This is a genomic window from Streptomyces sp. NPDC032091, assembly GCF_055580265.1.
Genome location: NZ_JBVILR010000004.1, coordinates 292413 through 317418 on the forward strand (window position 1 = coordinate 292413; position 25006 = coordinate 317418).

A 25006-nucleotide genomic window follows, 5' to 3' on the forward strand; every position below is an offset into this window, starting at 1 on the left:
GTCAGCCGTGCCAGGAGCGCCACAGGGCCGCGTACGCCCCGTCGGCGGCCACCAGCTCGTCGTGCGAGCCCAGTTCGCTGATCCGGCCGCCCTCGACCACGGCGATCACGTCCGCGTCGTGGGCCGTGTGCAGCCGGTGGGCGATCGCGATCACCGTCCGGCCGTCCAGCACCCGCGCCAGCGACCGCTCCAGGTGCCGGGCCGCCCGCGGATCCAGCAGCGAGGTCGCCTCGTCCAGGACCAGCGTGTGCGGGTCCGCCAGCACCAGCCGGGCCAGCGCGATCTGCTGCGCCTGCGCCGGGGTCAGCGCACTGCCGCCGGAACCCACCTCCGTGTCCAGCCCCGACTCCAGGGCGCGCGCCCAGCCGTCGGCGTCCACCGCCCCCAGCGCCGCCCACAGCTCGGCGTCCTCCGCACCCGTGCGGGCCAGCCGCAGGTTGTCCCGCAGGGAGCCCGTGAACACGTGGTGCTCCTGGTTCACCAGGGCCACGTGCTCGCGCACCCGTTCCGCCGGCATCCGCGACAGCCGCGCCCCGCCGAGCGTGACCTCCCCGCTCCGCGGCGCGTAGATCCCCGCCAGCAGCCGGCCCAGCGTCGACTTGCCCGCCCCCGAGGGGCCGACCAGCGCCATCCGCGTGCCCGGCGGCACGGACATCGAGACCCGGTGCAGGACGTCCACGCCCTCCCGGTAGCCGAACCGGACCTCGTCCGCCCGGACGTCCCGGCCCTCCGGGGCCACCGCACGGTCACCCGCGGCCGGCTCGATCTCGCGCACCCCCACCAGCCGTGCCAGGGACACCTGGGCGACCTGGAGCTCGTCGTACCAGCGCAGGATCAGCCCGATCGGGTCGACCATCATCTGCGCCAGCAGTGCGCCCGTGGTCAGCTGCCCGACCGACATCCACCCGCGCAGCACGCAGTACCCGCCGATCAGCAGCACCGCGCCGAGGATCGTCACGTAGGTGGCGTTGACCACGGGGAAGAGCACCGTCCGCAGGAACAGGGTGTACCGCTCCCAGGCCGTCCACTCCCTGATCCGCCGCTCCGACAGCGCGATCCGCCGACCGCCCAGGCGGTGCGCCTCGACCGTCCGCCCGGCGTCCACCGTCTCCGTCAGCACCGCCGCGACCGCCGCGTACCCGGCCGCCTCCGAGCGGTACGCCGACGGCGCCCGCCGGAAGTACCAGCGGCAGCCGGCGACCAGCAGCGGCAGGGCCACCAGCGCCGCCAGGGCCAGCTGCGGCGCGGTCACCGCGAGCGCGCCGTACAGCAGCCCCGCCCAGACCACGCCGATGGCCAGCTGCGGAACCGCCTCGCGCATCGCGTTCGCCAGCCGGTCGACGTCGGTGGTGATCCGCGACAGCAGGTCGCCGGTACCGGCCCGCTCCAGGACGCCCGGCGGCAGGCCCACCGACCGCACCAGGAAGTCCTCCCGCAGGTCGGCCAGCATCTCCTCGCCGAGCATCGCCCCGCGCAGCCGGACCAGTCGCACGAAGCAGGTCTGGACGGCCAGGGCCACCGCGAACAGCAGGGCGACGCGCCCGAGATGCGGATCGCGCGTCCCCGCCGACAGCTCGTCCACCACGCGCCCCAGCAGGTACGGGCCGGCCATGGAGGCGGTCACCGCGACCGCGTTGACGACGACCAGCGCCGTGAAGGCCCGCCGGTGCCGCCGCAGCAGGCCGCGCACATAGCCCCGGACGGTCGCCGACGTGCCCACGGGCAGGGTCGCGGCCGTCTCGGGGGCCGCCGGATCGTAGTCGGGCGGCGCCACGCCGATCATGCGGATTCCTCGATCTCCGTGAGTTCCCCGGCGGGTCCGACGACCCGCCCCTGTTCCCCGTCCGTCTCCCGGGTGACGACCGCCCGGTAGCGGGGTTCCGCGCGCAGCAGTTCGCGGTGGGTGCCCGCCGCCACGGCCCGGCCCCCGTGCACCAGAACCACCCGGTCGGCGCGGTCCAGCAGCAGCGGCGAGGACGCCAGGACCACCGTGGTGCGCCCGGCACGCAGGGCGGCCACCCCGTCGGCGATCCGCGCCTCGGTGTGCGCGTCCACCGCGGAGGTCGGCTCGTCCAGCACCAGCACCTCCGGGTCGGTGGCCAGCGACCGGGCCAGTGCGAGCCGCTGGCGCTGTCCGCCGGACAGGGACCGGCCGCGCTCGGTGATCCGGGCGTCCATCGCGTCGTCCACCCCGTCGGGGGCCGCCTGGAGCAGCGCGTCCAGGACGTCCCCGCACTGCGCCGCCGCCAGCGCGGCCGGGGCGGCGACGGAGCCGGACGCCGGTACGTCGAACAGCTCGCGCAGGGTGCCGGACAGCAGCACCGGGTCCTTGTCCTGGACGAGGACCAGGGTGCGCGCCGCCTCCAGCGCGAGGCCGTCCAGCGCGACCCCGCCGAGCAGCACCGACGGCGGTGCGGCGCCCGGGTCGTCCCCGGGGTGCACGGCATGCCCGCCCAGCCGCTCCGCCAGCCGGCCCGCGAGGTCCGGGTCCCCGCACACGACCGCCGTGAACCGCCCGGCCGGGGCCAGCAGCCCCGTCGCGGGGTCGTACAGGTCCCCGCCCGGAGCCGGAGCCTCCAGCGGCTCGGCGGCGACGCCGTCCGCCCCGTCGTCCGTGCGCGTGAGCGACAGCACCCGGGCCGCCCGCTGCGCCGAGGGCCGGGAGAAGGAGTAGGCCATGGCGATCTCCTCCACGTGCCGCAACGGGTACAGCATCGTGGCCACCGCGCTGAAGGCGGCGACGAGTTCGCCGACCGACAGCCGCCCGTCCAGGACGAGCACGGAGCCGTACCAGACCACCGTGACCATCAGCGCCCCCGGCAGCAGTACCTGCACCGCGGCGATCAGCGCCCACAGCCGGGCGCTGTGGACCGCGGCCTTGCGCACCTCCTGCGAGGCCGCGCGGTAGCGGTCGAGGAAGAGCTCCTCGCCGCCGATGCCGCGCAGCACCCGCAGGCCCGCCACCGTGTCGGAGGCCAGCTCGGTGGCCTTGCCCGCCTTCTCGCGCTGGACGTCGGCGCGCCGGGTGGCCCGCGGCAGCAGCGGCAGTACCGACAGCGCGAGCACCGGTACGCCCGCCGCGACGACCACACCGATCGAGGGTGCGTAGAACAGCAGCCCGACGCAGATGGCGACGACGGAGAAGGCGGCGGCGAGGAAGCGGGAGACCGCCTCGACGAACCAGCCGATCTTCTCCACGTCCCCCGTGGACACCGCCACGACTTCCCCCGCCGCCACCCGCCGGGTCAGGGCGGAGCCCAGCTCGGCGGTCTTGCGGGCGAGCAGCTGCTGCACCCGCGCGGCGGCGGTGATCCAGTTGGTGACGGCCGTGCGGTGGAGCATGGCGTCACCAGTTGCGATGGCGACGCCGGTCAGCAGCAGGAGCCCGCCGACCAGCAGCAGCCGCCCGCCGTCGCGGCCGACGGCGGCCTCGACGCCCAGCCCCACCGCGTACGGCAGCCCGGCGATCCCGCAGAAGTGCACCAGCCCCCACGCCAGGCTCCGGGCCTGGCCGCCGATTTGGCCCCGCCCCAGCCACCACAGGAAACGCGGGCCGGAGCGGGCGTCGGGTACTCCGGGATCCGGATACGGAAGGTCGCTGATCTGCATGACGCCCCATCACGGCTCGGTGAGTGCAAACCACGCAAGGTTCGCCTTCCGGTCGCGGCCCCGGCAATCGATTTTCCGGTTCAGGGCCGGGTGGCGCGCTCCAGTTCGAGCAGGACGGAGGCGTACGGGCGCCCGGTGGCCCGCTCCATGCCGACCTCGCACATCCGGTTCGCCGACAGGTACGCGTCGAACGGCCGCGCCGCCACCTCCGCCGCCTCCCGCCGCGTCGCCGAGGCCGTCAGCTCGGGGTGCAGCATCCCCCGGTCGCCGGCGAAGGCGCAGCAGCCCGCGTCGTCCGGGACGACCACCTCGTCCGCGCAGGCCCCGGCCACCGCACGCAGCTTCTCCACGTTCCCCAGGTGCCGCATCGAGCACGTCGGGTGGAGGACCGCCGACGCGGCCGTGCGCCTGACCTCCAGGTGCGGCAGCAGCTCCTGCGCCGCCCAGACGACGGAGTCCACGATCCTCAGCTCCCCGTGCAGGGCCCGGTTGTCCTCGCTGAGGTAAGGGACCACCTCGCGGGCCAGGCCCAGGGTGCAGGAGGACGCGTCCACCACCAGCGGCAGCCGGCCCCCGGCGGTCCAGCCCCAGGCGGCCTCCGTGATCCGGTTCGCCATCAGCCGGTTGCCGGCCGCGTACCCCTTGGAGTGCCAGATCGTCGCGCAGCACGTGCCGCGCACGTCGCCGGGGATCCACACGGGCCTGCCGGCCCGCTCGGCCAGGGCCACCACCGCCTCCGGCAGCGAGGGCCCGGGCCGGTCGGCGGGACCGGCGAAGATCCGGTTGACGCAGGCCGGGTAGTACACGGCGACCGCGCCCACCCGCCGGGTCGGGGGCAGTCGGCGCGCGGCGGCCCCGGGGAGCCGCGGCAGCCACTGCGGCACCAGGTCGGGGCGTACGGCCTTGCGGGCGGCCCGCGTCACGGCGGCCGGCAGCCGGTCCCCGGCCCGTCCGGCGGCGGCCACGGCCAGCCGGGCGACGGCCTCCACGACGGCGAACCGCTCGGCGGCCAGGGCGGCCGCGCGCTCCTCGCCCGGACCGTGCCGCCGGTGGCGGAAGTCGCGCATCAGGCCGCCGGTGTCGATGCCGACGGGGCAGGCGAGCTTGCAGGCCGAGTCGCCCGCGCAGGTGTCGACGGCGTCGTGGCCGTAGGCGTCGAGCAGCCCTCCGAGGACCGGGGAGCCGGCCGGCTGGCGCACCATCTCCCGGCGGAGCGCGATCCGCTGGCGCGGGGTGGTCGTCAGGTCCCCGCTGGGGCAGGCCGGTTCGCAGAACCCGCACTCGATGCACGGGTCGGCCTCCGCCTCCACCCGGGGGATGGTCTTCAGGCCGCGCAGGTGCCCCCGCGGATCACGGTCGAGGAGGATCCGCGGGGCGAGGATGCCCTCCGGGTCGATCAGCCGCTTGGTGCGCCACATCAGGTCGGTGGCCCGCGGCCCCCACTCCAGTTCCAGGAAGGGGGCCATGTTGCGGCCGGTGGAGTGCTCGGCCTTCAGCGAGCCGTCGAACCGCTCGACCGTGAGCCGGCAGAAGGCGTCCATGAAGGCCGCGTAACGGTCGACCTCCTCGGGGCGGGCGGCGTCGAAGGCGAGCAGGAAGTGCAGGTTGCCGTGGGCGGCGTGCCCGGCGACGGCCGCGTCGAACCCGTGCTCCGCCTGGAGGGCGAGGAGCGCCTCGCAGGCCTCGGCCAGCCGGGACGGCGGCACCGCGAAGTCCTCGGTGATCAGGGTGGTTCCGGGCGGCCGGGCCCCGCCGACGGCGGTGACGAAGGCCTTGCGGGCCGCCCAGTGGCCGGCGATGACGGCCGGGTCGGAGGTGAAGGCGTTGGTGACGGAGGCGACCGGCGCGACCAGGTCCAGCGACGGCAGGACGGCGGCGGCCGCGTCCTCGTACCGGGCGCGCCCGGCGGCGTCCGGGGCGCGGAACTCCACCAGCAGCGCGGCCGTGTCCTTGGGCAGCCCGGCCCAGTCGGCGGGCACCCCCTCCACGCTGACCGAGGCGCGCAGGGTGTTGCCGTCCATCAGCTCCACGGCGAGGGCCCCGGCCTCGTTGAAGAGCGGGACCGCGGCGGCCGCCGCCGGGAGGGAGGGGAAGAACAGCAGGGCGCCGGTGACCTCGCGGTCCAGGGGCAGGGTGTCGAAGACGACCTCGGCGATGAAGCAGAGGGTGCCCTCGGAGCCGACGGTCAAGCCGCGCAGGATTTCGACGGGAGTGGCGCCGTCGAGGTAGGCGTCGAGCCGGTAGCCGGTGGTGTTCTTGATCTCGTACTTGGCCCGGATCCGCGCGACGAGGGCGGGGTCGGCCTCGATCTCCCGCTTGAGCTCCATCAGCCCCCGGCACAGGGCCGGCTCGGCGCGGGCCAGCTCCTCGTCGGCGAGGGGGTCGGCGGTGTCGACGACGGTGCCGGTCGGCAGGACGAGGGTGAGGGAGGACAGGGTGCGGTACGCGTTCCGTGTGGTGCCGGCCGTCATGCCCGAGGAGTTGTTGGCGACCACCCCGCCCAGGGTGCAGGCGATGGCGCTGGCCGGGTCGGGGCCCAGGACCCGGCCGTGGCGGGCGAGGGCGGCGTTGGCCCGGAAGACGGTGGTGCCGGGCCGGATCCGGGCGCGGCGGCCCCCGTCGAGGACCTCGACGCCCCGCCAGTGGCGGCGTACGTCGACCAGGATGTCCTCGCCCTGGGCCTGGCCGTTGAGCGAGGTCCCGGCGGCGCGGAAGACCACCTCGCGCTGCCTGCCGTGGGCGTAGGAGAGGACCGCCGAGATGTCGTCGACGTCCTCGGCGACCACCACGACCTGAGGGACGAACCGGTACGGGGAGGCGTCGGCGGCGTAGCGGACCAGGTCGGAGACCTTCGACAGCACCTTCTCGGGGCCGAGGAGCCCGGTGAGTTCCTCGCGCAGGGTCCGCGGGGTGCCGGACGCCGTCCGGTCGGGGACCCGGTCGGGGGCGGGTGCGCCGTGGCGGCGAGGGCGCAGGGCGCCCGGATCCGGTTCGAACAGCGGCATGCGTGCGACCCCTCGTCCGTGCGGGCGCCCCGGTCCGCCGCCGCACCCGGCGCCCGTCAGGGGGACCGTTTCAGCAGCGGCGCTCCGCCGGGACGTCCGCGAGCGCGTTGAGCAGACCGCCGAGCACCTCGCGCTGTTCGGCGGTCAACGGAGCCAGGATCTCCTCTGCCGCGTCGGTTCGCGCGTTGCGCAGACGGCGCAGCGTGGCGCGACCGGTTTCGGTGAGCTCGATGCGGATCACGCGCCGGTTCGCGGGGTCGGGTGCGCGGCGCACGCAGTCGGCCGCCTCCAGAGCGTCCACCAGGGTCGTCACGGCACGCGGCACCACCTCAAGGCGCGTGGCCAGGTCGGCCATCCGGGGCGGCGGGCCGTCCGCGTAGTGCGCGACGATCCGCAGCAGCCGGCCCTGGGCCGGGGTGATCCCGAGCGGCTCCATGTGCCGTTTCTGGATCCGGTGGAGCCGGCGCGTGAGGCGCAGCAGCTGCTCGGCGAGGACGCCGTCGGTCGAATCACGGGTGTCGGTCTCGGAACCGGTGCTCATACTGGGAACAGTAGCAGGACCGGATTCATTGTGAGTATAGGTAACAATGAGCTAGGCTCATCGGAGTCCCCGGCGGAAGGAGGCCCATGCACAGCGACGAGCCGAAGTGGACCCCATCGAACGAAGCCCTCGACCCCGGCAGCCCGGCCCCCGCCGACCGGCCGCGCGAGCTGCGCCGCATCCTCGGCCTGTTCCGGCCCTACCGCGGCCGCCTCGCCGTCGTCGGCGCCCTCGTCGGCGCCTCCTCGCTGGTCGGCGTCGCCTCGCCGTTCCTGCTCAAGGAGATCCTGGACGTCGCCATCCCCCAGGGCCGGACCGGGCTGCTCAGCCTGCTGGCCCTCGGCATGATCCTCACCGCGGTCGTGACCAGTGTGTTCGGCGTGCTCCAGACGCTCATCTCCACCACGGTCGGCCAGCGCGTCATGCACGACCTGCGCACCGCCGTCTACGCCCAGCTCCAGCGGATGCCGCTGGCCTTCTTCACCCGCACCCGCACCGGCGAGGTGCAGTCCCGCATAGCCAACGACATCGGCGGCATGCAGGCCACCGTCACCTCGACGGCCACCTCGCTCGTGTCGAACCTGACCGCCGTCGTCGCCTCCGTCGTCGCGATGCTCGCGCTCGACTGGCGGCTCACCCTCGTCTCCCTGCTCCTGCTGCCCCTCTTCGTGTGGATCAGCCGCCGCGTCGGCCGCGAGCGCAAGAAGATCACCACGAAGCGGCAGAAGCAGATGGCCGCCATGGCCGCCACCGTCACCGAGTCCCTGTCGGTAAGCGGCATCCTGCTCGGCCGCACCATGGGCCGTTCCGAGTCCCTCACCGCCGCCTTCGCGGAGGAGTCGGAGAAGCTCGTCGGCCTCGAAGTGCGCTCCAGCATGGCCGGCCGCTGGCGGATGTCCACCATCGGCATCGTGATGGCGGCCATGCCCGCGCTGATCTACTGGGCCGCCGGCATCGCCCTCCAGACCGGTGCCCCCGCGCTCTCGGTCGGCACCCTCGTCGCCTTCGTCACCCTCCAGCAGGGCCTGTTCCGGCCCGCCGTCAGCCTGCTGTCGACCGGCGTGCAGATCCAGACCTCGCTCGCCCTCTTCGCCCGGATCTTCGAGTACCTCGACCTGCCGGTGGACATCACCGAGCGCGAGGACCCCGTCCGGCTGGGGCGCGCGAAGGGCGAGATCCGCCTGGAGGACGTGCACTTCGCGTACGAGGCCAAGACCGGTCCCACCCTCGCCGGCATCGACATCACCGTCCCGGCGGGCGGCTCCCTGGCCGTGGTCGGCCCGACCGGATCCGGCAAGAGCACCCTCAGCTACCTGGTGCCCCGCCTCTACGACGTGACGGGCGGCCGGGTCGCCCTCGACGGGGTGGACGTACGCGACCTGGACTTCGACTCGCTGGCCCGCTCCATAGGCGTCGTCTCCCAGGAGACGTACCTCTTCCACGCCTCGGTCGCGGACAACCTGCGCTTCGCCAAGCCGGACGCCACCGACGAGGAGATCGCCGACGCGGCCCGCGCGGCGCAGATCCACGACCACATCGAGTCCCTGCCGGACGGGTACGACACCCTGGTCGGCGAGCGCGGCTACCGCTTCTCCGGGGGCGAGAAACAGCGCCTGGCCATCGCGCGCACGATCCTGCGCGACCCCCCGGTCCTCATCCTGGACGAGGCCACCAGCGCCCTCGACACCCGCACCGAGCACGCCGTGCAGCGGGCCATCGACAACCTCTCCCGGGGCCGCACCACCATCACCATCGCGCACCGCCTCTCCACCATCCGGGACGCCGACCAGATCGTGGTCCTGGACGCCGGCCGCATAGCCGAGCGCGGCACGCACGAGGAACTGCTGGGGGCGGGCGGCCGCTACGCCGCGCTGGTCCGCCGTGACCGGGACGCCGCGCACGCGCCCGCTCCGGTGAACGTGTGATCATGTGACCGGTCGGGGGTGTGCTGCCTGGAACCGGACGCCATGACCGTTAGCGTTCCGACATGCCTCCTGCGTACCAGCCGCCGCAGCGCCGCTCCCGGCTCACCCGCCGAGGCCGCCTGGTGCTCCTGTTCACCGCACTGCTCGGCATCGGGCTGGGGGCGACGGTCCTCGTCCCCCTGCTGTCCCGGACGGAAACGCCCGAGAAGCCGCGCCCGCTGCTGATCCCCGAAGGATGGCGCGCCGCGCAGGTCTACGCGGCCATCGACAAGGAGCTCCGGCTCCCGGCCGGCAGCACCTCCTCGGCCGTCGCCACGGCCGGCCTGCCCCTGCCCGCCGAGGCGAAGGGCAACCCGGAGGGCTACCTGTTCCCGGCGACGTACCCGGTCACCTCGAAGTCCACCCCGGCCACCCTGCTCGCGACGATGGTGCGGACGGCGAACCAGAAGCTCGCGACCAAGGCGGTCGCCGACGGCGGCCGCGCCCACGGCATGACCCCGTACCAGACGGCCACCCTCGCCAGCATCATCGAGGCGGAGGCCGACAACCCGGCGGACATGGGCAGGGTCGCCCGGGTGGTCCACAACCGGCTCGCGCGGTCGATGCCGCTCCAGATGGACTCCACCCTCAACTACGCCCTGAACCGCACCACCGTGGACACCAGGCTCCGCGACACACGCATCGACCACCCCTTCAACACCTACGAGCGGCAGGGTCTGCCGCCCGCCCCCATCGACAGCCCCGGGCTCCGGGCGATGGCGGCGGCCGTCGCGCCGACCCCCGGCGACTGGCTCTTCTTCGTCACCGTGAAGCCCGGCGACACCCGGTTCTCGGCCACCTACGAGGAACACCGCAAGCACGTGGCGGAGTTCAACCGGATCCGCGCGGCCGCGTCCGCCGTCCCCGGGAAATGAGGGGCGGCCCCCTGCGCGCCCGCCCTGGTCACACCAGGGCGGGGACCGCCGGCCCCCGGGCCAGCAGCCGGCGGATCTCGCGGACGGCGGCCCCGCCGGCCCGGTTGGCGCCGACGGTCGACGCCGAAGGCCCGTATCCGACCAGGTGGACACGCTCGTCCCGCACCGCCCTCGTCCCCACCAGCCGGATCCCGCCGCCCGGCTCGCGCAGCCGCAGCGGTGCCAGGTGGTCGACGGCGGGCCGGAAGCCGGTGGCCCACAGGATCACGTCCGCCTCCACCCGCCGCCCGTCCGCCCAGACGGCCCCGGACGGGGTGATCCGCTCGAACACCGGCAGCCGGTCCAGCACCCCGGACTCCAGTCCGGCCCGTACCGCCTCGTTCAGCGGCAGCCCCGTCACGCTGACCACGCTCCGCGGCGGCAGCCCCCGGCGTACCCGCTCCTCCACCAGCGCCACCGCCGCCCGGCCCTCGGCCTCGCCGAAGCCCCCCTCGCGGAACACGGGGGGCCTGCGGGTGACCCAGGTGGTCCGCGCCGCCACCTCGGAGACCTCCAGCAGGTGCTGTACCGCCGAGGTGCCCCCGCCCACCACGATGACCCGGGCCCCGGCGAACGCCTCGGGACCGGGGTAGTCCGCGGTGTGCAGCTGCCGCCCCCGGAACAGCTCCTGGCCCGGATAGCGCGGCCAGAACGGCCGGTCCCACGTCCCGGTGGCGTTGACCAGCGCCCGCGCCGACCAGCTCCCCGAAGTGGACTCGACCAGCAGCCGCCCGCCCTTGCCCTCGCGCACGGCCGTCACGTCCACCGGCCGCCGCACGCGCAGCCCGAACCGCTCCTCGTACGCCGCGAAGTACTCCCCGATCACCTCGGACGAGGGCCGCAGCGGATCGGCGCCGGACAGCTCCATCCCGGGCAGCGCGTGCATCCCGTGCACCTTGCCGTAGGTGAGCGAGGGCCAGCGCAACTGCCAGGCCCCGCCGGGGCGCGGCGCGTGGTCGAGCACCACGTGGCCGATGCCGGCCCTGGCCAGGTGGTAGGCACTGGACAGCCCGGCCTGCCCGGCCCCCACGACCACCACGTCCACGTCCGCCGCGCCCCGCACCATTTCGTTCACGGTTCTACCAACTCGCGGACCGTGCGGGATCTTCCCCTCCCGGCGAGGCCTCAGGCCGCGACCGGCGACAGGGTGCGGAGTTCCTCCAGGCGCAGGCGGGTCTCCTCGTCCAGGGGGACGAACGTCGTCAGGCGGGGGCCCGCCGCCGGGCCCAGCCACAGGCTGGTGTGTTCCAGGCGGAGGAGGCCCACATGGGCGTTGCGGACGTACTTGCGGTTGCTGCCCAGCCCCACCACCTCGTGCCGGGCCCAGATCTCCCGGAACTCCGGCGAGGCCGCCTCCAGGCGGGCCAGCAGGGCCTTCCAGGCCGGTTCGGCCAGGTGGCCGGCCATCGAGGCGCGGAACTTGGCCGCCAGCAGCCGGTTCACCTCCGGCATGTCGGCCAGCGACGCCCGCCACTGGGGGTTGGTGAAGGCCAGCCACAGGCAGTTGCGGTCCTCGCGGGGCAGCCGGTCCAGGTCGCACAGGAGGCGCCCGTAGGTGGTGTTGTAGGCGAGGATGTCGTAGCGGCTGTTCTGCACGCAGGCCGGGATCGGGTCCAGTTGGTCGAGCATGGCCCGCAGCGCCGGCGTCACGCTGGCGCACCGGGTGTTCGGTGCCGGGTCGGTGCTGCCGGCCAGGGCGAACAGGTGCGCGCGCTCGGTGGAGTCCAGCAGCAGGGCGCGCGCCAGCGCGTCCAGCACCTGCGGGGACACCTGGATCTCGCGGGCCTGCTCCAGCCAGGTGTACCAGGTCACGCCGACGGCGGAGAGCTGGGCGACCTCCTCGCGGCGCAGCCCGGGGGTGCGCCTGCGGCTGCCGCGGGCCAGGCCCACCTGCTCGGGGGTGATCCGCTCGCGGCGGCTGCGCAGGAAGTCGGCCAGCTCGTGCCGGCGCAGGTCGCTCTGGGGGGCCACAGTGGTCATGGGTCCAGCGTGCCCCATCGCGCAGCCGGTTGCCAGGTACTCCTGGTACCAGGATAAAGAGACTCTGGTACCAGGCTGAGGGGTGGAGGATCGTCTCTTCCGTGACCGAAACGACCGTACGAACGCCGCACCGTCCGTCCCCCGTCAGCACCACCGGCACCACCGGCACCGCCGGCACCACCGGCACCGCCGGCACCACTGGTACCACGAGTTCCACCGCTCCCGCCGCGATCTCTCCGCTCGGGCTGTTCACCGTGCTGCTGGGCGCGGCCCTCCCGCTCATCGACTTCTTCATCGTCAACGTGGCGCTGCCCGCCATCGACACCGACCTCGCCGCCGGCCCCGCCATGCTGGAGCTGGTCGTCGGCGGTTACGGCGTCGCGTACTCGGTGCTGCTGGTCCTGGGCGGCCGCCTCGGCGACACGGCCGGCCGGCGCCGGCTCTTCCTGATCGGCATGGCCGCCTTCGGCGTCACCTCCCTCGCCTGCGGCCTGGCCCCCACCGCCTGGACCCTGGTCGGCGCCCGGGTGGCCCAGGGGGCCGCGGCGGCGCTGATGCTGCCGCAGGTGCTCGCCACCATCCAGGCCACCACCCAGGGCCCGCGCCGGGCCCGCGCGATGAGCCTGTACGGGGCCACCGCCGGGCTGTCGATGGTCGCCGGCCAGATCCTCGGCGGGGTCCTGGTCGCCGCCGACGTGGCCGGCTCCGGCTGGCGCTCGGTGTTCCTGGTCAACGTGCCCGTGGTGATCGTCGGGCTGGTGCTCGCCGTCCGGGCCGTGCCCGAGACCCGTTCCGACCGCCCCGCCTCGGTGGACGTGCCCGGAACCCTGCTGCTGGCCCTGACGCTCGTGTCCCTGCTGCTGCCGCTGACGGAGGGCCGCGCGGCCGGCTGGCCGCTGTGGACGTGGCTCTCGCTGGCCGTCTCCCCGCTCGCCGCCGTCGCCTTCTCCCTGGTGGAGCGCCGCGCCGACCGGCTCGGGCGGACCCCGCTCGTGCCGCCGAGCCTGCTGCGCCTGGAGTCGCTGCGCCGCGGGCTGGTGATGCTGCTGCCGTTCTCGATCGGCTTCAGCGGCTTCATGTTCGCGTTCGCCGTCGCGCTCCAGCAGGGCCTGCGCATGGGTCCGGTGTCGGCGGGGCTCGCCCTGGTGCCGCTGGCCCTCGCCTTCTTCGCCGCCTCGCTCGCCGGACCCCGGCTGGTCGGGCGCTTCGGCAGCCGGGTCGTCACCGCCGGCGGGATCATCCAGGCCGCCGGCATCGGCCTGCTCGCCCTGACCGTATGGCGGGGCTGGCCGGGCCTGGGCCTCGCGGACCTCGCCCCCGGGGTGGCCCTCGCGGGGCTGGGGCAGGGCCTCCAGCTCCCCGTGCTGATGCGGCTGATGCTCTCGGACGTGCCGGCGGACCGGGCCGGGGTGGGCAGCGGAGTCATGGTCACCACGCAGCAGTCCTCCCTCGCCCTGGGCGTGGCGACCGTCGGCAGCCTCTTCCTCGCGCTGGCCGCCTCCCTGGGCATGCGGGACGCCCTCACGGTGACCCTGCTGGGACAGCTCGGCCTGATCGCGCTGACGGTCCTGCTCAGCCTCCGCCTGCCGCGCACGATGCGCTGACCCCTGACCCCCGGCCGCCCGGAAGCCCGGAAGCCCGGCGGTCCGGCCGGCCCCGGTACGGAGCCGGCCGTCCCGGATCACCCGCCCCCGGCGTCCAGCGACTCCAGCCAGGCCTCGGCCGCCGACGCGGTGAACTCCGCCTGGCCGCCCGCGAAGAGCAGGTCCGCCCCGGCGAAGGCGGGGTCGGCGGCGCTCCCGGCCAGGTACGGGACCGCCAGGCACCGCATCCCGGCCGCGCGGGCGGCGAGCGCCCCCGGCGCCGCGTCCTCGACCACCACACAGGCGGCGGGGGCGGCGCCCAGCCGGCGGGCGGCCTCCAGGAACACGTCGGGCGCGGGCTTGCCCCGTTCGACCTCCTCGGCGGAGACCGCCGTGGTCAGCAGGGCGGCCAGCCCGGTGCCCTCCAGGACGGCGTCGATCGCCGCCCGCGAGGACCCGGAGGCCACCGCCATCCGGACGCCCCGCCCGTGCAGACGCTCCACCAGCCGCCGCATCTGCGGGAAGGCCTCCGTCCGGGTGCGGGCCAGCTCCAGGTAGGCGGCGTTCTGCTCCGCCAGCAGCTGCTCCACCGGCGCCCGGAGCCCGTGGCGCTCCTTGAGGACCTCCAGCGTCTCCAGGGTCCCGATGCCGATGAACCGGGAGTGCTCCTCCCAGGTGAAGCCGGGGACGCCGTGGCGTTCCAGGGTCCGGCGCCCGGACTCGTAGTAGTGGGGCTCGCTGTCCACGAGGGTGCCGTCGAGATCGAAGATGACGGAGATCATCGGTTGCGCCCGTCCTGCCGGTCGTATGGCCTTCCCGGCCCATGCTGTCAGGCTTTGCGCGCCGCCCGTCCCACGGATTCGACCAGCGGCAGCAGCCGGTGCGCGACCCGCTCCCGCAGGGCAACCTCGGTCCGCGTGCGGACCACCCCCGGAAGCCGGATCAGCCGCTGGATCACGTCCTCCAGGTGGGCGTTGTCCCGGGCGGCCACCCGGGTCAGCAGGTCGCCGCCGCCGGTGATCGAGAAGGCCTCGATGATCTCCGGAACGGCCGCCAGGGCGTCGCCCACGTCGTCCAGGTGCCCCTGGGTGACCTCGATGTGCACGAAGGCGAGCACCGGGTGCCCGAGCGCGGCGGGGGAGAGCACGGGACCGCTGCCGGTGATCACCCCGGTGCGCTCCAGCCGGTCCAGCCGGGCCTGGAGCGTCCCGCGCGCCACGCCGAGGATCCGGGCGTACTCGCGGACGCTGGTGCGCGGCTGCTCGATCAGCAGGCGCAGGATCCGGGTGTCGAGCTCGTCCACCGCCATGACAGGAATGTACCAATGGTCCGTTCTATTCGGATCTGGTCCGGCCGCGCCCCACCTCAGGCCCGGCGCAGGGCCGGCTGCCTCACGTACGCCACGGCCACCACCGCCACCACCCCGGCCGCCGGCAGCAGCAGCCAGTTCACCGGCCAGCCCGCCCGCACCAGCAGCCCCCCGGTCAGCCCGCCCGTGAACATCGCCGCCACCGCCCGCGCCCTGCGCCCCCACGCCCCGGTGCCGTACCCGAAGGCGCTGTCGTGTCCCAGCGCCGAACCGCCGAGCAGGGCCGTCATGGACCGGGTGACCAGGGTGGTCGGTACCCCGGGCAGGTTGACCCGCATGCTCGTGACGTTGCGGAAGCCCATCGCCACCGCGAGGGCGGAGGCGGTCAGCAGGTGCCGGGCGGCCGGGGACCCGTAACGCGGCGCCAGGTCCCAGCCGATGCCCGCGGCCACCGTGATCAGGGCCGCCTCGACGGACAGCCCGAGCACGAACCAGTGCCGGCCCCGCGACTCCGCCCTCCCCTCCAGCCGTGCCGCGCACACCGCGCCGACGGCGAAGGACATCAGGGAGACCCCGGCCGCCAGGGCCGGCAGGTGCCCCTGGTGGGCCGGCGCGAAGGACAGGAACAGCACGTTGCCGGTCTGCACGGCGGTGAACACCGGCCCCAGCGCCAGCAGGCTGACCGCCTCGATCAGTCCGGTCACCCAGGTCAGCACCAGCAGCAGGAGGGTGAGCCGCCCGCACGCACGTACGTCCATGACGCCCGACAGTGACACGCCCGCCCCGCTCCGCCGCCCCGACATGCCGGGCGCGAGCGCCTCCCCATAGGGTCCGGGACATGAGTGATCTTCTGCTGGTGAGGCACGGCGAGACGGCGTGGAGCGCCAACGGGCGGCACACGGGGCTCACCGACGTCCCGCTGACCGCGCGCGGGGCCGACGAGGCCCTCTCGCTGGCCCCCTACTTCCGCGACCGGCACCCCGCCCTCGTGCTGACCAGCCCCCTGAGCCGGGCCGTCGCCACGGCCGAGCTGGCCGGGCTGACCGGCGGGGTCCCCGACCCCGACCTCCACGAGTGGGACTACGGCGGCTACGAGGGCGTCACCACCGCCGAGATCCAGCGGACCCGCCCCGGCTGGTCGCTGTGGACCGACGGCGTCCCGCCCGGCGACGCGCGGCACCCGGGCGAGGACGCCGCCCGGGTCGGCGCCCGCGCGGACCGGGTGCTGGCCCGGGCGGCGGAGGTGCTGCGCGCCGGCGAGGGGGACGTCGTCCTCGTCGCCCACGGGCACTTCCTGCGCGTCCTGACCGCCCGCTACCTCGGCCTGCCCCCCGAGCAGGGCCGGCTCTTCCTGCTGCGCACCGGCACCGTCAGCGAACTCTCCACCGAACACGGCCTCCCGGTGATCGCGGGCTGGAACACCCGCCCCTGAGCCCAGGACCCCGGAGCCCAGGGCCCCGACCCCGCCCCGGTCCGCGGCGCGGGCCGCCGCCACCCGGACGACCCGCGCCGCCTCGCGCGCCACCGCCCCGCGCGTGACCATGCGTACATGGACCAGGGCGACCGCGGCCGACCGGAGGGCACCCTCCCCGACGCCGACCCCGGCGAGGACACCCTCCAGGCCGGCGCGATCGGCTTCCTCGACGCGCTCGTCATCGGCCTGAACTCGACCTCGCCCGCCTACTCCCTGGCCGCCGTCATCGGCCCGATCGTCGCCATCGCCGGGATCTACGCCCCGGGCGTGATGCTGGCCTCGTTCGTCCCCATGCTGCTCATCGCCGCCGCCTTCTACTACCTCAACAAGGTCGACCAGGACTGCGGCACCACCTTCTCCTGGGTGACCCGCGCCATGGGCCCCTGGGCGGGCTGGCTCGGCGGCTGGGCCATCACCATGACCGGAGTCCTCGTCATCGGCTCCCTCGCCGACGTCGCCGTCCACTTCGGGCTGCTGGCCTTCGGCCTGGACGACCTGGCCGCCAACACCGTGGTCCGCCAGACGCTCACCGTCGTGCTGATCCTCGCCATGACGGCGATCTGCGTCATCGGCACCGAGCTGTCGGCCCACTTCCAGGACGTCCTCATCCTCGCCCAGGTGTTCTTCCTGCTGGTCTTCGCCGTCGTCGCCATCTACCGGGTCTACGCCGGCACCAGCACCCTCGACGCCATCCACCCCTCCGTCAGCTGGCTCAACCCCTTCGGCGCCGGCGGCGGCGCGCTCACCGGCGGCCTGCTGCTCGGCGTGTTCATCTACTGGGGATGGGAGTCCGCCGTGAACCTCACCGAGGAGGTCGAGGACTCCGCCACCGCGCCCGGCAAGGCCGGCATCTGGTCCACCCTGGTGCTGCTCGTCACCTATCTGTCCGTCGGCTTCGCCATCGTCTCCTACGCCGGGACCAGGTTCCTCGCCGAGAACGCGGGCGAGGAGGAGGCGATCTTCGCCGTCCTCGCGCACGAGGTGATGGGCGGCTGGGACTGGATGGTCCTCCTCGCCGTCTGCACCTCCGCCCTCGCCTCCACCCAGACGACGATCATCCCGGCCTCCCGCACCGCCCTGTCCATGGCCCGCCGCCACGCCCTGCCCCCGCACCTCGCCCACATCCACCACCGCTTCCACACCCCGGACGTCAGCACCTGGTGGGTGGCCGCCATCGCCATCGTCTGGTACCTCGCCGTCAACCAGATCAGCGAGAACGCCCTGCTCGACTCCCTCACCGCCCTCTCGCTGCTCATCGCCTTCTACTACGCGCTCACCGGCCTGGCCTGCGCCGTCTACTACCGGCGCCACCTGCTGGAGAACGCCCACAACCTCCTCCTCATCGGCGTCGGCCCGCTCGTCGGCGCCGGACTGCTGGCCTGGCTGCTCGTGGAGTCCATCGGGGACATGTCCAACCCGCGCAACTCCGCCAGCGGCGTCTCCTGGTTCGGCCTCGGCCCGCCCCTGGTCATCGGGATCGGCATCGCGGTCGCCGGCGTCCTGCTCATGTGCTTCTGGCGGATCCGCGACGGCAGGTTCTGGCAGGAGCGCCGGGGCGTGGTCGACCCGGCCCTCGTCCGCGGCGGGAAGAAGTGAGGAGGCCCGGATGTCCGTAGTCCTCGGGTACGACGAGTCCCCCGGCGCCGAGCGCGCCCTGCGCGTCGCGCTGGAGGTGGCCACCGCCTTCGGCGAACCGCTGGTCCTCGTCTACGGGGCGGCCGCCCCCGGCGCCGCGGGGGAGGAGTACCGCGCCCACCGCGAAGCCGTCCTCCAGGCGGGCCGCAGCGCGCTCGCCCGGGCCGTCGAGGCCGCCGACGAGGCCGGGGTCCCCTCGACCGTCGAGGTCATGGACGACAGGCCGGCCCAGGCGCTGCTCGCCGCCGCCGAACACCACGCCGCCCGCGTCATCATCGTCGGCACCTGGGGCGACAGCCCGATCCGCGGCGCCCTCCTCGGCTCGACCCCGCACAAGCTCCTGCACCTCTCCCCGGTCCCGGTGCTGTGCGTCCCGACCGAGGAAACGGCGTAGGAACCGCTACGAGAACACCCCCGCGAGGTACGTGGCCAGCCCCTCGGCGGTCGGCGGGCACAGCCGCGCCCCCAGGTGGCCGTCCGGCCGCACCACGAAGGCCGTCGGCCCCCGCACCCCGTAGCGCAGGGCGAACTCACCGCGCGCGTCGCGGTACACCGGCATCGGCGTGGCCCCGGCGGGCGCGGTCCCGCCCTCGGTGAGGACCGCGTACGCCGTGAGCCGCCCCGCCGGCAACCCGCCCGTCAGTGCGGCGAGTCCGGGAACGTACGAGTCCCACGCGCCGTCGGTGTACACCAGCAGCACGTGTTCGCGTTCCCTCAGCAGGTCATGGAGCCGCAGCGGATAGGCGGGGATCTCCCCGGCCAGCCCGCCGCAGTCGGGGGCCCGTTCGCCGGGCCCCGGCCCGGAGCCGTCGGCCTCCCCGGCGGCCGCCCGTACGACGACCGGGCTGTCGGGGTAGGCCACCAGCAGCTGGGCCTCGCGCAGCACCGCCTCGGTTTCCCGGCCGCCCGCCCCGGCGGTCCGGCGCGCGTGCCGCACGGTCCGGCCGACGACCTCCTCGCCGACCGGCCGGCGCTCCGCGCCGTAGCTGTCCAGCAGCCGCGGGTGCGCGCTGCCGCCGACGGCCAGGGCGAGCTTCCAGGCCAGGTTCCAGGCGTCCTGGATACCGGTGTTCATCCCCTGCGCCCCGGTCGGTGGGTGGATGTGCGCGGCGTCCCCGGCGACGAAGACCCGGCCGTCGGAATACCGGTCCACGAGCCGGTGGCTGATCCGGAACACCGAGGACCAGCGCATCGCGGAAGCGGTCACCGGCCGCGGCGACATCCGGTCCAGCACCGCCTGGACGTCGCCGAGCGCGGGGGCCCGCGAGCCCTCCAGCCCGTGCGCCACCCCGTCGCCGGCCGCGGGCGCGGCGGAGACGGACAGCTCCGGCGGCACGAGCATGGACATCCGGTACCGGCCCGGGCCGGGCAGCGGGATGCAGACCAGCAGGTCGTCGACCTTCCCGTCGGCGTCGTGGTGCACCGCCCGGACCGTGTACCCGTACGGGAGGTCCCAGCCGACCTCCACGTCGGCCAGCATGTACTCCTCGGGGAAGGCCCCGCCCTCGAAGGCCAGCCCCAGCCCCTTGCGGACGGTGCTGTGCGCCCCGTCACAGCCCACCAGGTACCGGGTCCGCAGCTCCTCCTCGCCGTCCGGTCCCGTCAACAGGACGCTCACCCCGGAGTCGTCCTGCGCGAACGACACCAGCGCGGTGCTCCGCTCGATCCGGGTGCCGAATCGGGCCAGGAACGCCTCCAGGATCCGCTCCGTCTCGTACTGCGGCAGCGCAGCGAACCCGTACGGCACCTCGGGCGGCAGCTCCATCCGCAGCGGCTCCCGCGCCTCGCCGTCGACGTAGACCAGCTGCCCGCGCAGCGGGACGGCCGTCTCCAGGACGTCCGCCACCAGTCCCATCCGGTCCCACAGCTCCAGTGTGCGCGGCTGGATCCCGACGGCCTTCGCGTACGGCAGCCGCCCCGGCAGCCGGTCCACCAGCCGGCAGGACACCCCGCGCCTGCGCAGCTCCACCGCCGCCGTCAGTCCCACCGGGCCCGCGCCCACCACCAGCACGTCCACCGCTGCGCCGTTCATGCGTCCATCGTGTCCACCGGCCCCGCCGCCCCGCCACCGGGTCGTTCCCGACATGGGCGCGCACCGCCGATCCGTTGGCCCGCCCATGGCCGGAAACATGCGCACGAAGCGGTGCCAATGGCCCAGCCGGGCGAGCCCGCCTTGAGCCAATGCCCCTGCGGATGCTTATCTGTGTCGTATCCATGTACTTTCGGCGCCGCGCAGCGCCGGCCGGCAACGACGCCGGACCGGAGCGCGGCGCCTTCGCCGTGCCCGTACGCCGCCCACCACCCCCGGGCGGACACCGGCCCGGCGCGCACCACTCCGAGGGGGGCGGCACACCGCCATGAAGAGGATGTTCACGGCTCCGGATCCGGGGCGCACCAGACTCAGGAACTCGACGCGCGCGGTCATCGGCACCGGGCTCGCCGTCGCCGTGGCCGAACTGGCGGGGCTCTCGCTCACCGCCTCCATCACCGGCGGGCTCGCGGCCCTGCTCGCGCTGTTCACCGTCCTCGACGCGGACGTCCGCGCGCAGCGGGTCACCACCGCCCTGCTGCCCGTCGCCGGCTTCCCCGTCCTGGTCCTGGCCACCTCCCTGCACGGCATGCCGCCCGTGCGCGACGCGGCCTGGCTCGCCGTCGTCTTCGCCGGGGTCTACGCCCGCCGCTGGGGGCCGCGCGGGCACGCCCTGGGCATCTTCGCCTTCATGATGTTCTTCGTCACCCAGTTCCTGCACGCCCGGCCCGCGCAGCTGCCCGAGCTGTTCGCCGCCGTCGCCCTGGCCCTCCTGTCCGCGGGGACCGTGCGGTTCGTGCTGTGGCCCATCGAGCGCCGCACGCCCCCGGCCGCCGCCCCGCCGCCGCTGCCGGGCACCGGCCTCGCCCGGCCGACCACCCGCCAGGCCTTCCAGGCCACCGCCGCCTGTGCCTTCGCCCTGGCCGCCGGGCAGGTCCTGTCCGAGGACCGCTGGTACTGGGCGGTCGGCACCGCCTGGTGGATCTTCGTCAACACCGCCTCGCGCGGCGAGACCCTGGTCCGCGGCTTCCGCCGGGTCCTGGGCACCGTCACCGGCATCGCCGCCGGCCTGCTGATCGCCGTACCGCTGCACGGCGCCCCCGCGCCCACCGCCGCCCTCGTCGCCGTCTGCGTCTTCGGCATCTTCTACACGGCCGCCCCCTCGTACTCCTGGATGATGTTCTTCGTCACCGTCATGGCCGGGCTGCTCTACGGGCTCCTCGGCGTGCTCCACCCCGGGCTGCTGCTCCTGCGCTTCGAGGAGACCGCCGCCGGCGCGCTGGGCGCGGCCCTCGGCGTCACCCTGATCCTGCCGGTCACCACGCACGCCGCCAACGACGCCTGGATCCAGCGCGCCCTGCACTGCGTACGGGCCTCCACCGCGGCCTCCCTGGAGCGCCTCGCCGGCGACCCCGACGCCGACCCCGCCCCGCACGCCGCCGAGCTGGAACTGCTCCTGGCCCGGGTGCGGATGGCGCTCGCGCCCCTGGTCCACCCGCTGAGCCCGCTGCGCGCCCGCAAGGCCCGCGCCCGCCAGGTCCTGGGCCTGCTCGACGACTGCGCCCGCGAGGTCCGCGGGCTCGTGTCCGTCGCCGCCGACCCGCAGGCCTCCCACGACGCCCGCCTCGCCGCCGCCTGCTGGCGGGTCGAGGCCGCGGTGGAGGCGCTGACCGCCCCGCGGGGCGCGGGCGGGACCGGCGCCACCGCCACCCCGGCCGGCCCCGCCGGAGCCGAACCGGCCCTGGCGCACCTGCACGGCCTCGAAACGGCCCTGGTCGCCCTCGCCACCCCGCTGCACACCGACCCGCGCGCCCCCCTGGCCGTCACGGCCTGACCCGGACCGCCCCCGCGCGCGGGCGGCTCGGAGTACGGTCGGGGCCATGACCAACCCAGGCGCCCCGCCCGTCGAGTACCGCACCGCCCGCCCCGGGGACCGCTCCGCCATCGAGGGCCTCGACGGCTCCTTCCACACCCGGACGGTCTTCGAGGTGGAATCCTCCGCGGACGGGTTCGCCCTCCGGGAGGTGCCGGTGGAGCCGCCGCTCCACAAGGTCTTCCCGCCGGAGGAGCCCGACGGAGCCGGGGACGCCGGGGAGCCGCAGGGGGACGGCGCCGGGCACGCCCGGACCTTCGTCGCCCTCGACGGCGGCGCCCTCTGCGGGTTCGCCGCCGTCCGCTACGCCCCCTGGAACCGGCGCCTGACCATCGAGGACATCGAGGTCGCCCCCGCCCACCGCGGCCGCGGCATCGGCCGGGCGCTGATGGACCTCGCGGCCGGCTTCGCCCGCGAACGGGGCGCCGCCCACCTGTGGCTGGAGGTCAGCTCGGTCAACGCCCCCGCCGTGCACGCCTACCGGCGGATGGGCTTCTCCCTCTGCGGCCTGGACACCGCGCTCTACGACGGCACCCCGGCGGCGGGGGAGCGGGCGCTGTACATGAGCCGGCCCTGCGGCTGACGCCCCAACTCCCTGAATGCCGGGGATTGTACGCCTCCCGGCACCCCAACCGCAGGCCAATGCCTGAAGATCACTCGGAGGAGTGTTCCGTCGGCTCCAGGCACCCGGCGCTGACCTGCGGCATGTACAACGGGTGATTGTTCACTGCACATTCATCCGGCACGTACAGGGTGGATCTGTCCGGACAGGGGGTAACGGCCCGGAATGGAAATTCTGCAGAAGCACGCGAGCGAGGCCCGGGTGTGGGAGGAAGCCGAGGAGTTCGTCCGGCTCTTCCACCGGGAGAATCCGCACGCGGGTGATCCGCGGGCCCGGCTCGCCGCCGTGCGGGCCGAGCTCGCGGAGACCGGCACCTACCGCCACACACCCGAGGAGCTGGTCCACGGAGCCCGCGTGGCCTGGCGCAACAGCAACCGCTGCATAGGCAGGCTCTACTGGAACTCGCTGCGGGTGCGCGACCGGCGCGGGCTGACCGCCGCCGAGGACATCGCCGCCGAGTGCTTCGAGCACCTGAGGGAGGCCACCAACGGAGGCCGGATCCGGCCGACCATCACGGTCTTCGCCCCGGACGCGCCGGGCCGCCCCGGCCCGCTGATCTGGAGCGAGCAGCTGGTGCGCTACGCCGGCTACGGCGACCACCCGTCGATCACCGTGGGCGACGCCCGCAACAGACCGCTGACCGAAGCCCTGCTGGGGCTCGGCTGGCCCGGCGGCCCGGGCACCCCGTTCGACCTCCTCCCGCTGGTGGTGCAGGGCGTCGACGACAAGCCCCGCTGGTTCGAGACCCCGGCCGACGCCGTGCTGGAGGTCCCGATCCGCCACCCCGACGGACGGGACGACTGGGCGGACTGGGGGCTGCGCTGGCACGCGGTGCCCGCGATCTCCAACATGTGCCTGGAGATCGGCGGCATCCACTACACGGCCGCCCCGTTCAACGGCTGGTACATGGGCACCGAGATCGGGGCCCGCAACCTGGCCGACACCGACCGCTACAACCTCCTGCCGGCCGTCGCCCGCAGGCTCGGACTGGACGTCTCCAGCGACCGCTCGCTCTGGAAGGACCGGGCCCTGGTCGAGCTCAACCGGGCCGTGCTGGACTCCTTCGACCGGGCCGGCGTCACCATCGCCGACCACCACACCGAGTCGCGGCGGTTCCTCTCGCACCTGGAGCGCGAGGAGAGCAAGGGCCGCGAGGTGGGCGCGGACTGGTCCTGGATCGTGCCGCCGATCTCCGGCGCCGCCACCCCCGTCTTCCACCGGACCTACGAGGACCGGCCGAGCGCGACCGCGTACGTCCACCACGACGGTGCGCAGGAACGGGCCTGGGGACGGGACTTGGTCTAGACCTTCTGTTACGGTCGGCTCGGAACGGATCCGGGACGGCGGAGAGGGGCACCGGTGGACGGCGCGCACAGCACGGACCACGGCGGCGGACACCGGGCCTACATCGGCTCGTTCACCTCGGGGGGCGGCCGCGGTGTCCTCACCGCGGCCGTGGATCCGGCCACCGGAGCGCTGACCCCGCTCTCGGCGGAGGGCTCCCTGCCGGACCCCTCGTACCTCGCGCTCGACCCGGCCACCGGCGTGCTCTACGCGGTGAGCGAGACCGAGCAGGGTGCGGCGGGGGCCTTCCGTCCCACCGCCGAGGGGCTCACCCCCCTCGGCCCGCCCGTTCCGGTCGCCGGCTCCGGCCCCACCCACCTCGCGGTGGCCGGGCGCCGGCTGCTGACCGCCAACTACACCTCCGGCAGCGTCAGCAGCCTGCCGCTCACCGCCGGCGGCGCCCTCTCGGGACCCGCCTCGGTCCTCGCGTACGAGGGCTCCGGCCCCGACCCGGACCGCCAGGCGGGCCCGCACGCCCACCAGGTGCTGCCCGACCCCACCGGCCGCTGGGTGCTCGGCGTGGACCTCGGCACCGACGCGGTGCGCGTCTGCGCGCTCGACCCGGCCACCGGGGAGCTCCGGGTCCGCGACCGGGTCGCGCTGCGCGCCGGCAGCGGGCCGCGCCACCTCGCCTTCCATCCGGCGGGCGACGTGGTCTACGTCCTGCACGAGCTGGAGCCGCTGCTGACCGTCTGCCGCTGGAACGCGGACCCGGGGCGGCTCGACCCGGTCGCGGAGGTCCCCGTCGCCCCGGCGGGCGCCCCGGGGGCCGTACGGGCCCACCCCTCGGCGATCACCGTCTCGCCCGACGGCCGTTTCCTCTGGGCGGCCGTGCGCGGGACCGACACCCTGGTCACGTTCTCGCTCGCCGGCGGCCCGCGGGAGCCGCGCCCCACGGGCACGGTCGGCTGCGGCGGCCACTGGCCGCGCGACCTCGCCGCGGACCCGGCGGGCCGGCGCCTCTACGCGGCCAACGAGCGCTCGGGGGACGTCACCTGGTTCGACGTCGACCCCGGCACCGGCAGGCCGGTCCGGGCCGGCTCGATGCCCGCCCCGGCCGCCTCCTGCGTGGTCTTCGGCTGACTCGTGGCGTTCGGCCGACTCCGCGGCCGAGGACGCGGAAG

The 25006-nt window shown here is 74.9% G+C and carries 20 protein-coding genes; 10 read left to right on the forward strand and 10 right to left on the reverse strand.

The genetic code is table 11. The annotated features are described in order from the left end of the window. Window position 1: 1 nt before the first annotated feature. The 4 genes from ACZ5NJ_RS09485 to ACZ5NJ_RS09500 form a co-directional block, all read right to left on the reverse strand. Window positions 2-1783 (reverse strand): ABC transporter ATP-binding protein, encoded by a 1782-nt coding sequence (locus ACZ5NJ_RS09485; RefSeq protein ID WP_468764124.1) that lies wholly within the window; start codon window positions 1781-1783, stop codon window positions 2-4. After that, window positions 1780-3609 carry an ABC transporter transmembrane domain-containing protein gene (locus ACZ5NJ_RS09490; protein ID WP_468764125.1) on the reverse strand — a complete coding sequence of 610 codons (1830 nt, stop codon included), beginning with the start codon at window positions 3607-3609 and terminating at the stop codon, window positions 1780-1782. The genes ACZ5NJ_RS09485 and ACZ5NJ_RS09490 overlap by 4 nt, the downstream gene beginning before the upstream one ends. An 80-nt stretch (window positions 3610-3689) precedes the next feature. Further along, window positions 3690-6614, reverse strand: a complete 2925-nt coding sequence (locus tag ACZ5NJ_RS09495) for an FAD-binding and (Fe-S)-binding domain-containing protein (protein WP_468764126.1) — start codon at window positions 6612-6614, stop codon at window positions 3690-3692. 70 nt (window positions 6615-6684) lie between these two features. Further along, on the reverse strand, window positions 6685-7155 hold the full coding sequence (locus ACZ5NJ_RS09500) for a MarR family winged helix-turn-helix transcriptional regulator (RefSeq protein WP_468764127.1): 471 nt from the start codon (window positions 7153-7155) through the stop codon (window positions 6685-6687). A gap of 86 nt (window positions 7156-7241) precedes the next feature. Here ACZ5NJ_RS09500 and ACZ5NJ_RS09505 point away from each other — a divergent pair, with 86 nt between their 5' ends. Continuing rightward, window positions 7242-9080, forward strand: coding sequence for an ABC transporter ATP-binding protein (locus tag ACZ5NJ_RS09505; RefSeq protein WP_468764128.1), 1839 nt, complete (start codon window positions 7242-7244; stop codon window positions 9078-9080). 62 nt (window positions 9081-9142) lie between these two features. Further along, window positions 9143-9994 (forward strand): endolytic transglycosylase MltG, encoded by an 852-nt coding sequence (gene mltG / locus ACZ5NJ_RS09510; protein ID WP_468764129.1) that lies wholly within the window; start codon window positions 9143-9145, stop codon window positions 9992-9994. Between the two features lie 28 nt (window positions 9995-10022). Here mltG and ACZ5NJ_RS09515 read toward each other — a convergent pair whose 3' ends face one another. Beyond that, window positions 10023-11099, reverse strand: coding sequence for an FAD-dependent oxidoreductase (locus ACZ5NJ_RS09515; protein ID WP_468764315.1), 1077 nt, complete (start codon window positions 11097-11099; stop codon window positions 10023-10025). 59 nt (window positions 11100-11158) lie between these two features. Further along, entirely contained in the window at window positions 11159-12013 is an 855-nt protein-coding gene (locus ACZ5NJ_RS09520; protein WP_468764130.1) for a helix-turn-helix transcriptional regulator, read from the reverse strand. A gap of 101 nt (window positions 12014-12114) precedes the next feature. On the opposite strand from ACZ5NJ_RS09520, the gene ACZ5NJ_RS09525 reads away from it, so the two are divergent. After that, a complete protein-coding gene (locus ACZ5NJ_RS09525; protein ID WP_468764131.1) occupies window positions 12115-13617 on the forward strand; it encodes an MFS transporter in 1503 nt (500 codons plus the stop codon). Window positions 13618-13694: 77 nt separating this feature from the next. On the opposite strand, the gene ACZ5NJ_RS09530 is transcribed toward ACZ5NJ_RS09525, so the two are convergent. The 3 genes from ACZ5NJ_RS09530 to ACZ5NJ_RS09540 are packed head-to-tail and all read right to left on the reverse strand — an operon-like array spanning window position 13695 to window position 15663. Continuing rightward, entirely contained in the window at window positions 13695-14378 is a 684-nt protein-coding gene (locus ACZ5NJ_RS09530; protein WP_468764133.1) for an HAD family hydrolase, read from the reverse strand. Window positions 14379-14425: 47 nt separating this feature from the next. Then, complete coding sequence (locus ACZ5NJ_RS09535; RefSeq protein WP_468764135.1) at window positions 14426-14905, reverse strand: Lrp/AsnC family transcriptional regulator; 480 nt, start codon at window positions 14903-14905, stop codon at window positions 14426-14428. A 56-nt stretch (window positions 14906-14961) separates the two neighbouring features. Next, window positions 14962-15663, reverse strand: coding sequence for a YoaK family protein (locus tag ACZ5NJ_RS09540; protein ID WP_468764136.1), 702 nt, complete (start codon window positions 15661-15663; stop codon window positions 14962-14964). Window positions 15664-15743: 80 nt separating this feature from the next. Here ACZ5NJ_RS09540 and ACZ5NJ_RS09545 point away from each other — a divergent pair, with 80 nt between their 5' ends. From ACZ5NJ_RS09545 to ACZ5NJ_RS09555, 3 genes are all read left to right on the forward strand, one after another. Continuing rightward, complete coding sequence (locus tag ACZ5NJ_RS09545; protein ID WP_468764138.1) at window positions 15744-16337, forward strand: histidine phosphatase family protein; 594 nt, start codon at window positions 15744-15746, stop codon at window positions 16335-16337. Between the two features lie 117 nt (window positions 16338-16454). Then, window positions 16455-17975 carry an APC family permease gene (locus ACZ5NJ_RS09550; protein WP_468764139.1) on the forward strand — a complete coding sequence of 507 codons (1521 nt, stop codon included), beginning with the start codon at window positions 16455-16457 and terminating at the stop codon, window positions 17973-17975. A 10-nt stretch (window positions 17976-17985) separates the two neighbouring features. Then, window positions 17986-18408: a universal stress protein gene (locus ACZ5NJ_RS09555; RefSeq protein WP_468764140.1), complete on the forward strand. Its 423-nt coding sequence runs from the start codon at window positions 17986-17988 to the stop codon at window positions 18406-18408. 6 nt (window positions 18409-18414) lie between these two features. On the opposite strand, the gene ACZ5NJ_RS09560 is transcribed toward ACZ5NJ_RS09555, so the two are convergent. Next, the gene (locus ACZ5NJ_RS09560; protein ID WP_468764141.1) at window positions 18415-20046 is read right to left on the reverse strand and encodes an FAD-dependent monooxygenase; all 1632 of its coding nucleotides are present in this window, start codon (window positions 20044-20046) and stop codon (window positions 18415-18417) included. A 325-nt stretch (window positions 20047-20371) separates the two neighbouring features. On the opposite strand from ACZ5NJ_RS09560, the gene ACZ5NJ_RS09565 reads away from it, so the two are divergent. The 4 genes from ACZ5NJ_RS09565 to ACZ5NJ_RS09580 all read left to right on the forward strand — a co-directional run bounded on the left by ACZ5NJ_RS09565 (window position 20372) and on the right by ACZ5NJ_RS09580 (window position 24965). Then, window positions 20372-21877 carry an FUSC family protein gene (locus ACZ5NJ_RS09565; RefSeq protein WP_468764142.1) on the forward strand — a complete coding sequence of 502 codons (1506 nt, stop codon included), beginning with the start codon at window positions 20372-20374 and terminating at the stop codon, window positions 21875-21877. 46 nt (window positions 21878-21923) lie between these two features. Further along, entirely contained in the window at window positions 21924-22499 is a 576-nt protein-coding gene (locus tag ACZ5NJ_RS09570) for a GNAT family N-acetyltransferase (RefSeq protein WP_468764143.1), read from the forward strand. Between the two features lie 204 nt (window positions 22500-22703). Further along, on the forward strand, window positions 22704-23843 hold the full coding sequence (locus ACZ5NJ_RS09575) for a nitric oxide synthase oxygenase (protein ID WP_468764144.1): 1140 nt from the start codon (window positions 22704-22706) through the stop codon (window positions 23841-23843). A 54-nt stretch (window positions 23844-23897) separates the two neighbouring features. Next, complete coding sequence (locus ACZ5NJ_RS09580; RefSeq protein ID WP_468764145.1) at window positions 23898-24965, forward strand: lactonase family protein; 1068 nt, start codon at window positions 23898-23900, stop codon at window positions 24963-24965. Window positions 24966-25006: the final 41 nt, after the last annotated feature.

What these genes read in the sequence shown, in the direction of transcription:
- ACZ5NJ_RS09485 (WP_468764124.1), bottom strand. Translation starts at nt 1,783, where the DNA reads ATGATCGGCGTGGCGCCGCCCGACTACGATCCGGCGGCCCCCGAGACG.
- ACZ5NJ_RS09545 (WP_468764138.1), top strand. Translation starts at nt 15,744, where the DNA reads ATGAGTGATCTTCTGCTGGTGAGGCACGGCGAGACGGCGTGGAGCGCC.
- ACZ5NJ_RS09535 (WP_468764135.1), bottom strand. Translation starts at nt 14,905, where the DNA reads ATGGCGGTGGACGAGCTCGACACCCGGATCCTGCGCCTGCTGATCGAG.
- ACZ5NJ_RS09575 (WP_468764144.1), top strand. Translation starts at nt 22,704, where the DNA reads ATGGAAATTCTGCAGAAGCACGCGAGCGAGGCCCGGGTGTGGGAGGAA.
- ACZ5NJ_RS09540 (WP_468764136.1), bottom strand. Translation starts at nt 15,663, where the DNA reads ATGGACGTACGTGCGTGCGGGCGGCTCACCCTCCTGCTGCTGGTGCTG.
- ACZ5NJ_RS09495 (WP_468764126.1), bottom strand. Translation starts at nt 6,614, where the DNA reads ATGCCGCTGTTCGAACCGGATCCGGGCGCCCTGCGCCCTCGCCGCCAC.
- ACZ5NJ_RS09565 (WP_468764142.1), top strand. Translation starts at nt 20,372, where the DNA reads ATGAAGAGGATGTTCACGGCTCCGGATCCGGGGCGCACCAGACTCAGG.
- ACZ5NJ_RS09550 (WP_468764139.1), top strand. Translation starts at nt 16,455, where the DNA reads ATGGACCAGGGCGACCGCGGCCGACCGGAGGGCACCCTCCCCGACGCC.
- ACZ5NJ_RS09555 (WP_468764140.1), top strand. Translation starts at nt 17,986, where the DNA reads ATGTCCGTAGTCCTCGGGTACGACGAGTCCCCCGGCGCCGAGCGCGCC.
- ACZ5NJ_RS09500 (WP_468764127.1), bottom strand. Translation starts at nt 7,155, where the DNA reads ATGAGCACCGGTTCCGAGACCGACACCCGTGATTCGACCGACGGCGTC.
- mltG (WP_468764129.1), top strand. Translation starts at nt 9,143, where the DNA reads ATGCCTCCTGCGTACCAGCCGCCGCAGCGCCGCTCCCGGCTCACCCGC.
- ACZ5NJ_RS09530 (WP_468764133.1), bottom strand. Translation starts at nt 14,378, where the DNA reads ATGATCTCCGTCATCTTCGATCTCGACGGCACCCTCGTGGACAGCGAG.
- ACZ5NJ_RS09515 (WP_468764315.1), bottom strand. Translation starts at nt 11,099, where the DNA reads ATGGTGCGGGGCGCGGCGGACGTGGACGTGGTGGTCGTGGGGGCCGGG.
- ACZ5NJ_RS09505 (WP_468764128.1), top strand. Translation starts at nt 7,242, where the DNA reads ATGCACAGCGACGAGCCGAAGTGGACCCCATCGAACGAAGCCCTCGAC.
- ACZ5NJ_RS09570 (WP_468764143.1), top strand. Translation starts at nt 21,924, where the DNA reads ATGACCAACCCAGGCGCCCCGCCCGTCGAGTACCGCACCGCCCGCCCC.
- ACZ5NJ_RS09560 (WP_468764141.1), bottom strand. Translation starts at nt 20,046, where the DNA reads ATGAACGGCGCAGCGGTGGACGTGCTGGTGGTGGGCGCGGGCCCGGTG.
- ACZ5NJ_RS09490 (WP_468764125.1), bottom strand. Translation starts at nt 3,609, where the DNA reads ATGCAGATCAGCGACCTTCCGTATCCGGATCCCGGAGTACCCGACGCC.
- ACZ5NJ_RS09520 (WP_468764130.1), bottom strand. Translation starts at nt 12,013, where the DNA reads ATGACCACTGTGGCCCCCCAGAGCGACCTGCGCCGGCACGAGCTGGCC.